The organism is Mediterraneibacter faecis, assembly GCF_055383675.1.
Genome location: NZ_AP043803.1, coordinates 1,251,121 through 1,266,011, shown reverse-complemented (window position 1 = coordinate 1,266,011; position 14,891 = coordinate 1,251,121). Strand labels below are relative to the sequence as shown.

Genomic DNA, 14,891 nt, shown 5'->3' with positions numbered 1-14,891 from the left:
CCCTAAAAATGCGAGCTATTTTTCATTATGAAATATACTAAAAAACAGATTTGACAATGTTAAATTTCTCCACACTCCATCTCGATATCTTCCATAATGACATTTTGTCTTACTAAATCTATCTTTTGAGCCAATAATTTTATCGTAACATTTTCAAAAATATCACTAATCATAATTTTACAGCCAAATTCTTTCTGAATATCTGAAATCAATTTGGTTGCTATTAATGAATCACCACCTAAAACAAAATAATTATCTTCAGTCCCTAAATTTTCATAACCAAACATTCGTTTCCAAATATCCAAAAGTTTTTCTTCTGTCTCCGTTACTGCTTTTGAAAATCTGATAACCGAAGTTTCTTCTTTAAAATCTTCCCGTAATTTTTTCCGGTTAATCTTTCCATTGGACAATGTTGGAAGCTGTGCCATAAAATGATAGTTTTGGGGAACCATATACTCCGGCAGCTTTTCCGACAGATATTCCCTAAGTGCTCCATCATAATAGGACAAGACAGATGCCTGCTGCCTACTGCAGCATATACATCTCCCATATTCTTCTGTTACAACAATGTCCTGGCCTAATCCTGCCTCTGATAAGCATTCTCTCCACAGCAGACAATCTGGGGTAACCATCCCCGCTTCTTTTCTCTTGTCCCGAATATCTGCGAAACCATTTTCCAAAAAAGTTGCTGTAAGCTCCTGAAGATATGTCCTTACCACAAGATCTGTCATTAACAATATCCCATTTGGCTTCAGTAATTCCGCTACTTTCTTTACCGCATCCACAGCGTCAATATTTCTATGCAAAGCATTTACCGATATCACGACGTCATAACTATGCAGAGCCATCTGCTGCTTGTCCATGCTTTCTTCCAGATTCAGCATTTCAAACTCGACTCTTTCATATCCCGCAAGCTCTTTCTCCGCTTCCTGCAGAAAATATTTTGAAGAATCCACATATGTATACGCCACACTTACATCTTCCAGCACATTTAAAATCTGTCTTGTAATTGCAGCATCCCTTGTCCCAATCTCTATAATCTGGAGTGGTTCTTTCCTGCGCCCTTCTATCAGAAGTTTTAATTCCTGCACCAGTCTTTCCACGGTCTCCTCGTAACCCGGAATCCTCCGAAGCAACATATTCGGAGCCAGCGCCGAATCTTTCTGATAAAATACATCCAGCGGAACTTCATTCCCAGTAACCATATGCTTCAGATACGGCTTCAGTTTCTTAAAATACGTTTCCGCATCTCCAGCTTTTTCCGGTACAGCTACTTCCTTCCCGGTACGCGATAGTCTGCCGTCCTCTTCTCTCAGGATTCCTTCCTTCTTTAAAATTTCCAACCATCTTGCCACAGTATTCTTCTGTGTTTCCGTAATGCTCCCTTTTTCAAAAATTTCCTTCTGCGAAAGAACTTCCTTCTCTGATACAAAAACGCCTAACTCTATGAGTGTCTCCAGCATAAGCTGTACACATCTCTGGTCTGCATAGGCAAGGAAATTTTTGTATGCTGTCTTCCGTTCCTGCTGCATCTGCCAATTGCTGACATCATCCTTCAGTTCTTTCCAGCCCCCGCCAAAGATATCTGTGCCGTACAAATACGTTGTAACTTTAGAATCTTCCTGCAGCGGCGCTCCGATATAAGCAGCCAGCGTTTTATTGCCATGACCATCACTAACTGTATCAACAACTGCATGAGCCACACCCGGAAACTCCTGAATAGCATGTTCAATTTCTCCCAATTCAATCCTGTGTCCACGGATCTTTACCTGATGGTCTTTTCTTCCCAAAAATTCAATTGTCTCATCATCCCAGATTCTTCCGAGATCACCGGTCCGATACCATCTTCCATACTGATCTGTGATAAATTTCTGCCCCGTAAGCGCAGAATCTCCCCTATATCCTTTTGCTACACCAAAACCGCCAATCCAGAGTTCGCCTTCTGCCCAGTAAGGGCAATCCCTTCCATACTCATCCACAACACGATATGCCTGATATCTGAGTGGCTTTCCATAAGGAATAGATTTCCAGTTTTTCGGCATCGGCAGGGTAACATTCTGATAATTGGACCAGATACTTGCCTCTGTAGCTCCTCCCATAGCGACAAACTGGCAATCCTCTGTCCATGCCGCAACCCTCTGCGGGAGATCCATCCCAATCCAATCTCCGGAAAGCATAACCGCCCTGATCGGCAGTTTCTGTTTCATGGATTCCGCCCGTATCAAAAGCATATCCAGAAGCACCGGCACTGAATTCCAAACGGTAATCTGATATTTCAACACTTGTTCCAGCCAGTAATCCGCATTCCTTCTCTCCTGCTCTGGAAGCAATACCAATGTTCCTCCTGCGCCTAGAATTCCAAAAACATCATATACCGACAGGTCAAAATCCATAGCTGATACAGCCAGCGCCCGATCTGCACTTGTCACATGGTACTTTTCATTAATATCCTGAACCGTATTCCATGCGCTTTCATGCGCAATCTCTACACCCTTCGGAACACCTGTAGAGCCTGACGTCATGATGATATAGGCGCTGTCCTTCGGCGACACCTCTGGCAGTCTCACATTTTCCTGTCCCTCTTCCATACCTTCCATCACAAGGATTTCCGTACCTTCCGGCCAGTCCAGTTTTTCGGATAATTCCCGATTCGTGACCACATAGCGGACTCCCGTCTTCTCATGGATTAACGCTCTCCGATCTTTAGGCTGGCTTAAGCTGACCGGAAGGTATGAATTTCCGGAAAGCAAAATTCCTAATGCCGTCTCGATCTGTTCTATCCCGCGCGGCAGGGTAAGTGCAACCGGGACTCCCTTAATATCCTTTTCTGAAATCCCTGCCGCCACTGCTGTCGCCCGTGCTTTTAATTCCCCATAGGAAACCGATCTTCCGCTTCCCGCATCAATAAGCGCAATATCTTCCGGGCAAACTTCCGCATGGTTCATAACAGCCCAATGCAGGCATTCCACACGCTCCGGCACTCTTGTACGCGCTGTATCTTCAATTTCTCTTTTTCTTTTTTCAGGAAGCACATCAAATCGCTGATTCCAGTCCTTCTTTCCCAATTCATGCAGAAGATTCTCAAAACACTCCAGCATATCCGGGATCATATTCTCCGGGAATAACTTATCCACGCTGTCCCATGTAAGCTGTACGCCATTTTCATCTTCATAACTCTGGAAGTCATTCCACACCTGCGGCGTTTGGGAAATCATATAGGAAAACTGCCCCAGTTCTTTCCGGAACGTATCATTTACCAACGGCGTTCCCAGATTGCAGGCAAAAACAACCGGCGCCACTGCCGATGCGTCTCCATACATCTGTGCAAGGTCTCTCTGGACTTGCACGCCGGAATATGCCGTATACTTCATATCCTCATGGAGCTGCTTCTGAATCCTGTCTAGCAATTCTGCAAACGTCGGATTCCCTTCGCAGTCAATCTCCAGCAATAACAGTGTAGTGAAATCTGCTATCACGTCTTCCAATCCCTGCTGCTCTGTTTTCCGGTTAAAAAATGGAATATTAATAAGGAAACGATGATTCCTGCTCCACCGTTCCAAAACCGTTGCATATGCAGTAAGAAGAACCATTGCCGGAGTTGTCTGGTATTCCTTTGCCCGTACTTGCAGATGAGCCCACTCTTCCTTGCCAATCCTTACAATCCTGCGGTTGAATACAGTCTTTGTCACTTCCTGCGGCCGTTTTGCCAGTGGCAAGCCTGGCCCTTTCGGCAAATGCTCCAAGCGTTTTTTCCAGTATCCTTCTGCATTGTTTCTCTCTTCCTTATCTTCCTCTTTCTGCCGTTCCAGATAAGAAGCAAAATTCCACCCTTTTGATTCTGCCGGAAGGCTTTCTCCGCGATAGGCAGCCGCCAAATCCCTCAATAAGATCTGCAAACTCTGTACATCGGCAACCAAAAGTGCCATATCCACGTGCATGCGTGCCCTATTTTCAGGAAAAAGCGTAAGCTCTATTCCTGCCACTTCGCCTTCCTCGATCTTTAGCTTCCGATGGGATAAACGTTCTCTGACAGATACTGCCATTGCCTCTGCTTCCTCAGATGACATCCGTGAAAAATCATGAACCTTTATTTTTTCACAATACGGCTTATCCAGGATTTTCTGTGTCCCATCTTCCAAAAAGCAGGCACGCAGCATGGGATGATGATACTGCAGCACATTCCATGCTTTTTCCAGACGCTCCGGATCTATATTTCCCCCATCAAACTCTAAATACGCATGACAGTCTATTCCTCCAAGAGCCTGTTCTTCATCCCTGCCAACCCAATATGCATACTGTACGTCTGTTAAAGGAAACGGCTGTTTCATATCCTTTTCCGGCGTTATCTTAGATTTTTGCGCCCGTTTTTTGCCCGCTTTTTTCTTCATGCTGCGCTGGATCAGCGCCCACCAGCCTTCAAGGGTAGGATTTTCCATCAATGAACCGAATGAAACCTTAACCCCCTGTTTTCTCCACTGGTTTACCAGACGCATGATCGTCAGGGATGAAAGCCCAAGCTCCAGCAGATTTTCGGAATCCCCCAAATCTCTGGCTACCGGCAGCTTTTGTTTGATCTGTTCCTTTATCTCTATATATTCCATGATTCTGTCTCCTTCTATTTTTCCTGCGCCATCCGTTCTAATGCTTTCTTATCTATTTTTCCTACGCTGGTCAGCGGCCATGTCTCTACCCGTTCTATCTGATCCGGCATTTTATACGCCGCAACGCCTATTTCCCGCAGGAACCTGTGGATTTCCTGCAAATCGATCCCGGCTTCATCATCGGTCACAAGGAATGCACATATCCGGTTTCCAAGGGTTTCATCCGGAACGCCGACAACGGCTGCCTCTTTGATTTTCGAATGCCTGCAAAGGTAAGCTTCAATCTCTGAAGGCATGATCTTTTCTCCGGCGCGGTTAATCTGCTCTTTGATTCTCCCGCCCAAACGTAACCTTCTGTCTTTCGTCCACATAGCTTTATCGCCCGTCCGGTAAAACCCGTCCGGCGTAAAGCTCTTTTTATTTGCTTCCTCCGCCATATAATAACCATCAATCGTATACGGGCCTCTGGATAATAATTCCCCAAAAACTCCTTCCGGTACGGCCTTATCTTCTTCATCCACAATCTTCACTTCATCCGCAGGAGACACCGGAGTTCCCTGACATCTTGCGATCAGGGAACCTTCATCCTCCGGGCTAGTAAAGGACAGTAGCCCCTCCGCCGTACCAAATACCTGCATCAGTTTACACGGCCATTCTTCAATGATCTTATCCGCAAGGGAATCTTCCAGCATTGCGCCGCCCACCTGCAAAATCCGCAGGCTGGATATATCATAATCTTCATCCCATTCCAGCATTTCCATGCACACAGTAACCATAGCAGGAACCAATGCCGTTATCGTGACACCTTCCTCTGTAATTGCGTCAAGGATATCATCTGGGCTGGTCGCAGACGCAAGCACAACTTTTCCTCCCACGTCCAGCGTGCCTAAAAGCCCCGGGCAGCATAATGGGAAATTATGAGCTACCGGAAGAGACGCCAGATAAACGTCACTGCTATCCAAGCGGCATCTCTTCGCGGACATGCGGGCATTATACATATAATCCGTATGGGTGCGCGGAATTAGTTTCGGAACCCCTGTCGTCCCGCCGGACAGCAAAAGCACCGCCGTTTCATACCCATCCACAGCCGGAAATGCTCCATTTTCTCCACACGTTTCCGCAATCATTCCACTGATATCCCCGGATTCGCTATCTACAAATATATGCCGGATACATGAATATTTCTCTTTCATCGCATTTGCCATCGGCACATATGAAAATCCCAGATATTTCTCCACCACAATATAAGCGGCCGGCTTTGCCAGTTCAATAATTCCTTCCAGTTCCGCCTCCCTGTGGGCCGGCAGCATCATGATTGGCACCGCCCCAATCTTGGAAAGCGCAAAAAACACGATCACAAAAGAAATCCTATTCGGAAGCTGCACAAGCACTTTGTCTCCCTTTAAAATCCCTTTACGCAGAAAAGCTGCCGCAAGACAATCTGCTTTTTGCTTTAATTCCATATAACTGATCTCGTCTTCGCTGTCCGTGACCGCAGTTCTTTCTCCATATTTTTCCGCCCACTTATCAAGCTGCTCTCCAAAGCCGCATCGTTCCCATCCTTCCAGATGCTCGTATTTGCTCATATCCTTCTTATAACTCATTTGATTTGTCTCCTTTCTTATGCGCCGCCACATACGCAGCATATCCCTCAATCTTTACTGGATACAAATGCCATCCCTGGCCTTTCCTGCCTTTTTCTGTAATTTCCCCGTTTCTGACAGAGAAGAAATCCATTCCTCTTCCCAATCCAATACCGATCGCTTTTACATACGCTTCTTTCGCCGCCCAATACTGGAAAAACAGTTCCGGTCCCTCATTTATTACATCTTCCGCTTCTTCTGCCGTATAGAAATTCCCGGCTATCTCCCTGTAATCCGGGCATCCTGCCATTTCCTGCACATCCACTCCGATATCCATTCCGACAGCGAATCCCTCCAGTATGAATTCCCCCGAATGCGAAATATTAAAATTGACTGTCTGCTTTCCTGCGATTTCTTTATGATAAGGCTTACCCAGTTCATTGACAGAAAAATCAACTGTTTCCACATCTAAGTATCTTTTCAAGAGAATTCGCACGATAAGTTTCCCGGCAATATAACGCATCCTGTCTTCAGGAAAGCGGAACTTTCCGGCTTGCTCCGACTCCTGCTCACTCAGGATATATTCATGATTCTTCCAGAAATCTGTCATTTCCGGCCAACAGATGCACCATATATGTATCTCATTTTCACGGATACGAAGTTTGTCTGCTGACAGAAATTCCTTCTCCCCGCATCGTTTAACCTCCATTTTTCATTCCCTGAAGCCGTCTCTCAACCTCACTTATTACTTCGTCTTCGTAATCCCGCAGATAAAAATGCCCTCCCGGAAATATTCGGTAGTCAAAATCATTATCCGTATACTTTCCCCATTCACAGATTGCACTCTCATCCGCTTCACCGTCCTTTTCTCCGCCAAATGCAGAGATAGGTGTATGCAGCACTACTCCCGCTTTATCATAATACGTTTCATCCATGGTAAAATCCGCCCGCAGCATAGGCAGAAAGAAATCCAACAATTCCTGATTCTCTAGTATCTCTTTTGGCGTCCCTTCAAATCTTCCCAGTTCCCTCTTAAACGCTTCATCCGGAAGATGATAGATTGGCTTCGGTTCCGGAATGCTGGGAATCCGGCTGCCGGAAATAAACAGGTATTTCGCTCTATATCCCTCTGCCTCCAATCGCTTTTCCAGCTCATAGGAGATCTTCCCGCCCATACTGTGTCCCCATAAGGCATACGGTCCGTCCACAACCTCTCTTACAGCCTCTTCCAGATCATCTAACATAACCGGCATATCTATATACGGTTTCTCCATGATCCGTTCTTCCCTTCCCGGAAGCTGGACTGGACATACCGTTACTTTTCCCTGCATCTTTTTCGCCCACTGATTATAAGCAGACGCGCCGCCTCCTGCAAACGGCAGGCAGAACAAGGTTATTTTCTCTTTGTTGATATTTTCTGTATTTTTTATCAATTTCAAATTCACTTTTATATTCCTCTTGTATCATGTTCTTTTTGTTCTGTTTATCATCCTTTTGCAATACGCTTTTCCCAGGTATTTCTTATTCCTATCATGGATTAGTTCACTCTAACTCTTTATCAAAAAAAATTTTGGTCCATCCTAATATTAAACCAGACGCCAAAACAATATGCGCTACCATAATCCCGTTTACGATCAGGGAATATCCAATCACAGAAAAAACACCTGCTATCGCGCATTCAATAACTAAAATTACCCTCGCGCGCATCCCATAAACTTTTTTCTCTTTCGCATCCAACTTCTTGCTGCTGGCATCTACCGGCGCCATGATAAATATAACGCCAACCGCGACAAACCATATGATCCGCATTTGCCATATTACAGCCGGAGCAGACGCCAGATACAGACTGCATAGAAGGACAAGGATACCGGAAACAGCCATGCAGCCCCCTGCCTTTTCCAAATGAATCCCTCCGGCATACTGCCTTAAAACAGTAAAGGGCAATAAAAAGACTATCATCTCCATCCAATTCCCCGTTATGATGCCAAGTATGACGATGATAAGGTATATTACCACCCTGCCCAGCAGTACGCCGTAAGCATATTCATACAGCCTGCGGTCTTTCTCTTCAAGAATCCCATTCCTGCTTTGTAGTTCAAAAAGCCGACCAGCCATTTTTTTCCACACTAGAATTTCCTCATTTTCTTAACTTCTTCCGGCTCATCTTCCTGATAGTACAGCCAGTTGCACGCCAGATTTGCCGTATACGCCGTCAAGCAGAGTGCAAGACAGTTTACAGCTCCAAGCAGTTTGATTCCCAGGTTTTTTCTGATTATTTTTTTCATAGTTACAAAGCCTCCTTTTTTCCGAAAGTTTACACAAAAATCGCCCTCTTTTCAATTACCGCGGCAAAAACGGTAACTTTTTGGGCGATTTTTGCACGTCCTTATTTGATTGTAAAGATCAGCTTAACAGAGAACTCCCGTTCTCCTGCCTCCACTCGCATAATTCCCGCATACTTTTTAACCAGTTTTCCAACCGTGTGCAGTCCGATCCCGTGACTGTCCGCGTCTCTTTTGGTGCTTATGTACCTGTCCTTGTCCTTTAACAGAGGGACGACATACCCATTGCAAAATTCCATGACAAGGAAATGCCCCGCATTTCCCATATACATCCTGCATTCCACATATCTGCCATCTTCTGTCTTTTCTGCCGCTTCCAGTGCGTTATCCAAAAGATTCCCTACGATCGAGATCAAATCCAACTCTTCCAGAAAATCCAGTCTGAGATCATTACCCAGGGTAATCCTATAGGATATATCCTTAGATTCTGCAAGAAATTTTCTTTCACATAGGATGCTGTTCAAGATCGGATGCTCACAATATACACTTTTTTGAAGATTCTGAATCCGGACGCCTAAATGTTCCATGATGTCCTTAACCTCTTGATTCTCTCCTTCTTCTATCAAGCCGGCTACTGTACAGATAAATTTATTTATATCGTGTAAGAATGCTCTGTTATCCTCATTAACCTTATTCATATACTGCAGATTGGCAATCTCCGCCCTGCTTTTCTGGTATAGCCGGTCCATCTTCTTCACTTCTTCTGATTTTTCTACAAACCTGTCAAATACTGTGAAAATGAAGATATTCGTCATTAACAGAAGCGAAGCTCCTACCGGAACCATGACCCTGTTCATTCCTTCAAAAGAAGTGTGCGAATAAAACATACATCCTAACATAACGATCGTTGCGGTTGGCAGCATGAGCAGCACTGTAAATGTTTTATTTTCAATCGTCAGATAATCCCTTTTCCTTGTTACCTGATTAATGCATTTAATAAACAGAAATGTCATGGTACTCATCAGCAGGAGTGCTAATGTCTTTTCTGTTTCAGTCCTGAAGCCCTCGGACGCACCAGTCACGCCATATGCATTCGTAAGTGCCGCAAAGAGAAATTCGGGAATAATTGCCAGCACATAATAGCAGCATACCGTAACCAGCTTCTTCCATATATTTCCCCGGAACACAACCATAGACGCGATCATATAGATTACCGGAATCATTACCATATTAAGTATTGAGGATTCCAGGCGGTTGGTTCCGAACATTGCCAGTGCTGCGATACAATATACGAGAAATTTTTCCCAGAATCTTTCTCTTCTGTATGGGAGTATGTTCTTTTCCAAGTCCTCCAACAGATACATCTGAAGAAGACAAATCAAATAATCTCTTATTATCATACCATGCCGTTCCTTTCCCCAAGAAATGTTATCAGTGCGTCGGCAAACTGTCCTTTTCTCGACCTCGAAACATTCAACTGGATTCCAAACGACAGCAACGCAACGTTCTTTTCCAATCCTTCCACTTTTGCCAAATTCACAATATAGCTGTTGTGTGCATACTCAAATCCCCTTCCGGCCAGACACTCATACAGATCACTTAAAGATTCCTTGCAATGCATCTCTTCTATCTTTCCCTGTCTGGCAATGTATATCGTACAGCCCCTTTTCGCCAGACAGATATATAAAATGTCTTCCGTATGGATGCGCATTATCCTTCCCGCCGATGTAACTGTCACGGAAGAATCTCCACAGCACAATTTCACTTTTAATAAAATCATAGGTATTTCCTTTTTCAGACTTCTGTCATGCAGATCCTTCATGATGTACCGGAACGGTTGTCCAACATTAATGCTGTCAGGAGTCGGTTCAAAACAGCCGGAGCAGAACACCAATATCGCTGCTTCATTATATTCCCTCAGCTTCAGTACTGTTTTATTTCCATCCAATCCAGGCATACGCATATCCATAAAAATCAGATCATGCAAAATATCCGCATCTTCCAATAATTCTTTTCCTGATTCATATTCATAAAACCGTATCTCATTCGAAGACAGAATCCCTTCCGTTTTTATGACCGTCTTTATTTTCTCCCTGTATTCTTTATCATCGTCGCAAATTGCTATTTTACACATATTCATCCTCCAGTGTTAGTTTCTTCTAACCCTTTCCCATAAAAAAACCATCTTGCAGAATCTGAATCCTAAGATTATTTGCCTGTTCCTATAACTCCGGTTCCAAATCTGCGAAGATGGGATCTTCAAAAAATTCCTGTATTGTAATATCCAATCCATCGCATATCTTTTTAATTGTAACTACGCCAGCATTCCTGCTTTGTCCATACAAAATATTTTTCAGTGTTGAAGGCGGGACGCCTGAGCGCACCGCCGCTTCATTCACTGTGATATCTTTCTGCTTAATCAGATCGTTTAACCGATATATGACCGCTGTTTTTATATCCACGGAATCAACCACCTTTTTTTCTTCTATTTTATATAAACCGTCTTTAAAAGGTCGCCCATATATAGTCTTTTTGATCTATGTATGATATTTTTTGACAGTTTTCCTGTTTTTAGAGAAATCCGCAAAAAACCTGTCTTTATCAGACGCAGAAAAGCCCCACGAGAACACATCCGGTCCTGCGCAGGGCTTTTCACTTATCATACTATTTTCCATATTTTTTATTTTCCAATGTGCCGGGCCGGAGCCTCCGTTCTTCTTTCCCACTGTTGCCAGTCATCGTTTTGCCTTTTTCATACTTTTATTTTTCTCATTCTTTCCTGATAAAATCATTATTGTTACGTCTATGAAATAACACCGTAAAAAAACACTGCCAAACAGACAGTGCACCTCATTTTATGCATCTGGCTGCCATTTTACAGGCCCTGTAGCTTTGCGTCCCAGACTTTCATCTGGTTTGCCGATTTCCTTATTATAGCTCTAATCTTATGCAAAAAATTGATTTTATTATACTTTAACGCTCAACTATACACAAGAAAAATTTATCGTTTTAACGCCCGAAAAACAAAAAAGAACAGCCGATACATATACCCGAACTGTTCTTCTACTTCCGAAGTCCACGCAGCATTGACATTACTGTTTCCTGCTCATTTGTACTCAGATCGTTCCATATTCCTAGAACTTCTTTCTGTTTTTCTGTCAGATTCTCTGAATTATCTTCCTGAAAAAACTACGATAATGTCACGCCCAAAGCTGTACATATTTTTCAAGTGTGATCAGCGACGGCAGGTTTTCCTGCGCCATGATTCTTCCCAGTGACGACTGGGAAATTCCCGACAGTTGCGATAATCTGCATTTACTGATATCACGCTTTTCACATAGAGATGTTATTTTATCCGCAATATACTTCTCTATCTACAAGTAACTATTCCTCATTTCCGCTATTACATGTTCTTATTGCACCTGTAATAGCAGAAAAATATTAGTTATCAACTTTGCAAGTATTCATTTCCACAATAGGAAGCATACACATAAAAAAATAAAGATACTTTCCTTTCCGCAAAAGTCATTTTCGCTTATATCATTTTTATAATATCACAGCAAGTTACGTTTATCACATAAAAGTTTGAAGCATAATCATTCAAAACAAAAAGCCGAAAGCCACATTGTTATCTGTGACCTCCGACTCCATTCTATCTTATACTACACCATCCTTACACTCAAATCAGCTCCTCTCTCCGGCTCATCTTTTCCCTGTTTTTCCTGGATGATTCTCTTATTGATTTCCAAGCGTTCATGGATCGACGGTTTCTTCTCTTTTCCTGTTATTTCCTTTCTTTCAGCTTTCCCCGCATCCTTAACTGCTATATTTGCTTCACCGCCAGTTCTTGGCACAGCTTCTCTGCTCTCATTTTTCTCTGCTACCTGCTGTTCTCGTCTCTCCTTCACACCTTTTTCTTCCAGGCTGCAAAAGCTCTGCAGATACGGCAGTACATGATTCTGCATATCTGTCAGATCTTCCATATACTTCTGATACTCTTCATTGCCTTTTCCTTGCTGGTAGCTGATCCAGCTTTCATCTGTCAATTTCATTTCATTCTGCATCTTTAACTGACTGATGATACCGCCGTTTCCGGTACCAATATCTATCTTACCTTGAAAATGATGCAGCATCTTGTCGCCCTTCTCAGCATAATATACTGTAAAAAACATCTGTGCTGTCGTTTTTGGTTCGTTAGTCTTTGGATCACGATCAGCATACCAGACTTTGTCCTGTTCTATGGTTTTGGAATCCAAATCAGATAACTTCTGGCATCTTGGATTCCCCAGTTCACTTTTCTCACAATAATTCACATACACCATTGGTTGCATATCTTTTGGAAGTTCCGGTTCATAGGCTTTTAGCCTTTCAATCAATACACCTGCACGAACAGACAAGTCGCATTCTTCGTCTACAATATCTTTCAAGTAAGAAACATAGTAATGAATATTTCCACTTCGCAAATCCAGCATTACTTCCTGTACCGTATTTTCTCCCGGCTCCACATTATCCCGATACTCATATGGATCAAACGCTTCTGCAATCTCATCCAGTGCCTCTACTAACTGTTCTGTGGTCATCTTCTCTGGATACATTGCTTCTCGAACATCCCGCATCGGAACGTACTTATAGTCAGGTAATGCTTCATGAATTTTCTCAATTCCTTCCCGTACCAATGCAAGTTCCCCATAAAACCGAACATCATCCATCAGATTTCCAAACACAGTATTTCCTTTTACAATTGCAAATTCAGCTTCATCATAGTAACTGTCTTCCGGATCATGATAAATAATTCCCATCGAGCATCCCAGATACGCTGTTTTTGGATTCTCCCTATATTTTTCATAGACTGCAGCAATCTGATTAGCATCGGTACTTTTTTCATACGCTCCCATATCATGGAACTCATCGCATTCTGCCGCAAAGTATTCCAGATATGGTTCTTTCTTCGGTGGCATATTGTTAAGGACGTTATCAATCATGTTATAATTTGCTTCTTCCAGTTCCTCCACCTTTGCCAAAGGCTTATATTCGCCCTGGCTTTTCTGAATCTCTGCCATTACAACCTCATCCATTTCTTCTACTTTCTCCATCAACCGATCATAATCTCCACGGATGCGTTCTCCATTCCAGCCTTCGTCTTCCAGAAGTTCCTCTGCCGCTTCTTCAATAGAAATTTCATCATTCTCATAAACGCCACCATCTATCAAGCGGAAATCTTCATCGTAAAAGGAATAATCATATCCTTCTTCTGTTCCCTGAATAGCAAAATACCGTTCTCCTACCTCATATGCCAGTTCATTAAGAACCTGTTCTTCCAGATTCAGGAAAGAATCCATCTGTTCAAAACTGATACTGTCTACAAAATGGGCAGTTACCTTTTCCCCGTCATTCAGAACTACGATATCACTGACAGACAGGGAGTGACCACGGAAGTCTTCCGGTCTGTCAATGTTGAACCTTTCAAAAATATCATCCAGTGACATATTTCCTGATAATTCACCAACATAGACCAGTTTATAATCTTCTTTTTTTATCTGCATACCATGACTTTCAATAAAACTCATATTCATAAATGCATAGTTTTCGCCCGGTGAATCATCCCGGATCTGATAAATTCCAAATGTCCTTCTTGTTCCTAACAACAGGTTTGCTTCTTTCAAAGACTGAATCTGTGGATATTTCTGCATTTCCCATTCCAGACTGCGGAAACGCTCCAGTTCTGTCATAGACATCTGATAATGTTCCGGTCCTCGTTCAATTTCCATGCGTTCTGTGACATACATCGGTGATGAAAAATTAGTGATCAGATAGATATCTGCTCCGGCATCGTATAATTTCAGTGCTTCTTCCTGCTCAATGACACTCATAGGCTCCTGAAATGCTCCTAAATTTTCTTCTGCATAATCTAGGTTGTTATCCTTTATCCGTTCCCACATCTGCAATTCCATTCCAAACAAACCGTCATGTGCCTGTATCATTTCTTTACTCGCATATTCACCTTTACTGCCATCACTGCCAAGACAATAAATCTTAGAACCCATTCTGTGATAATCCAAAGCTGCTTCTTTTCTAAGTGGCACCATATCTTCTTCCATATATCCATAGTCATGTAATTCCAGCTTACCTATGGTTGGATCTGGAAGTTCCTGAATATCCATTCTTGCGTCATCTAGCAAATCCTCTACACCTTCTTGATCTGCCTGACTCACTGCATCTGCCAGATTTCTTACCAGAATCCTAACTTTTTCTTCCTCGCCGATCAGATTCGCATATTCAAAAAGCTGTTCTTTTACATCTGTTGAAAATTCTATATCTCTACGCTCTGCCTGGGCGATACGTTCCTGCGTATATTCCTGCATTTTCTGCGTCTCTTTTCCTGTTATCATATTTCTCGCCATATAAGTTCCTCCTGTATTCTGAAA

The 14,891-nt window shown here is 43.0% G+C and carries 10 protein-coding genes and 1 riboswitch; all 10 genes read right to left on the bottom strand.

Features of this window, described 5'->3' with window-relative positions; all coding sequences use genetic code 11:
* Nucleotides 1-59: 59 nt before the first annotated feature.
* A complete protein-coding gene (locus ACZ47Z_RS05850; protein WP_242858380.1) occupies nt 60-4,601 on the bottom strand; it encodes a non-ribosomal peptide synthetase in 4,542 nt (1,513 codons plus the stop codon).
* 14 nt (nt 4,602-4,615) lie between these two features.
* On the bottom strand, nt 4,616-6,205 hold the full coding sequence (locus tag ACZ47Z_RS05845) for a (2,3-dihydroxybenzoyl)adenylate synthase (RefSeq protein ID WP_005344232.1): 1,590 nt from the start codon (nt 6,203-6,205) through the stop codon (nt 4,616-4,618).
* Complete coding sequence (locus ACZ47Z_RS05840; protein ID WP_005344231.1) at nt 6,195-6,893, bottom strand: 4'-phosphopantetheinyl transferase family protein; 699 nt, start codon at nt 6,891-6,893, stop codon at nt 6,195-6,197. The genes ACZ47Z_RS05845 and ACZ47Z_RS05840 overlap by 11 nt, the downstream gene beginning before the upstream one ends.
* The gene (locus ACZ47Z_RS05835; RefSeq protein WP_005344230.1) at nt 6,883-7,629 is read right to left on the bottom strand and encodes a thioesterase II family protein; all 747 of its coding nucleotides are present in this window, start codon (nt 7,627-7,629) and stop codon (nt 6,883-6,885) included. The genes ACZ47Z_RS05840 and ACZ47Z_RS05835 overlap by 11 nt, the downstream gene beginning before the upstream one ends.
* Before the next feature lie 97 nt (nt 7,630-7,726).
* Nucleotides 7,727-8,311, bottom strand: coding sequence for an accessory gene regulator ArgB-like protein (locus ACZ47Z_RS05830; protein ID WP_005344227.1), 585 nt, complete (start codon nt 8,309-8,311; stop codon nt 7,727-7,729).
* Complete coding sequence (locus ACZ47Z_RS05825; protein WP_005344225.1) at nt 8,311-8,469, bottom strand: cyclic lactone autoinducer peptide; 159 nt, start codon at nt 8,467-8,469, stop codon at nt 8,311-8,313. Before ACZ47Z_RS05825 ends, ACZ47Z_RS05830 begins: the two co-directional genes overlap by 1 nt.
* A 101-nt stretch (nt 8,470-8,570) precedes the next feature.
* Nucleotides 8,571-9,866, bottom strand: a complete 1,296-nt coding sequence (locus ACZ47Z_RS05820) for a sensor histidine kinase (protein ID WP_005344219.1) — start codon at nt 9,864-9,866, stop codon at nt 8,571-8,573.
* On the bottom strand, nt 9,863-10,600 hold the full coding sequence (locus tag ACZ47Z_RS05815) for a LytR/AlgR family response regulator transcription factor (RefSeq protein WP_044921505.1): 738 nt from the start codon (nt 10,598-10,600) through the stop codon (nt 9,863-9,865). The genes ACZ47Z_RS05820 and ACZ47Z_RS05815 overlap by 4 nt, the downstream gene beginning before the upstream one ends.
* Before the next feature lie 88 nt (nt 10,601-10,688).
* On the bottom strand, nt 10,689-10,928 hold the full coding sequence (locus tag ACZ47Z_RS05810) for a helix-turn-helix domain-containing protein (protein ID WP_008688092.1): 240 nt from the start codon (nt 10,926-10,928) through the stop codon (nt 10,689-10,691).
* Nucleotides 10,929-11,321: 393 nt separating this feature from the next.
* A riboswitch (cyclic di-GMP riboswitch) is annotated at nt 11,322-11,397 on the bottom strand.
* Nucleotides 11,398-12,128: 731 nt separating this feature from the next.
* A complete protein-coding gene (locus tag ACZ47Z_RS05805; RefSeq protein ID WP_464525965.1) occupies nt 12,129-14,867 on the bottom strand; it encodes a YodL domain-containing protein in 2,739 nt (912 codons plus the stop codon).
* Nucleotides 14,868-14,891: the final 24 nt, after the last annotated feature.

What these genes read in the sequence shown, in the direction of transcription:
- ACZ47Z_RS05845 (WP_005344232.1), bottom strand. Translation starts at nt 6,205, where the DNA reads ATGAGTTATAAGAAGGATATGAGCAAATACGAGCATCTGGAAGGATGG.
- ACZ47Z_RS05815 (WP_044921505.1), bottom strand. Translation starts at nt 10,600, where the DNA reads ATGTGTAAAATAGCAATTTGCGACGATGATAAAGAATACAGGGAGAAA.
- ACZ47Z_RS05850 (WP_242858380.1), bottom strand. Translation starts at nt 4,601, where the DNA reads ATGGAATATATAGAGATAAAGGAACAGATCAAACAAAAGCTGCCGGTA.
- ACZ47Z_RS05805 (WP_464525965.1), bottom strand. Translation starts at nt 14,867, where the DNA reads ATGGCGAGAAATATGATAACAGGAAAAGAGACGCAGAAAATGCAGGAA.
- ACZ47Z_RS05820 (WP_005344219.1), bottom strand. Translation starts at nt 9,866, where the DNA reads ATGATAATAAGAGATTATTTGATTTGTCTTCTTCAGATGTATCTGTTG.
- ACZ47Z_RS05840 (WP_005344231.1), bottom strand. Translation starts at nt 6,893, where the DNA reads ATGGAGGTTAAACGATGCGGGGAGAAGGAATTTCTGTCAGCAGACAAA.
- ACZ47Z_RS05825 (WP_005344225.1), bottom strand. Translation starts at nt 8,469, where the DNA reads ATGAAAAAAATAATCAGAAAAAACCTGGGAATCAAACTGCTTGGAGCT.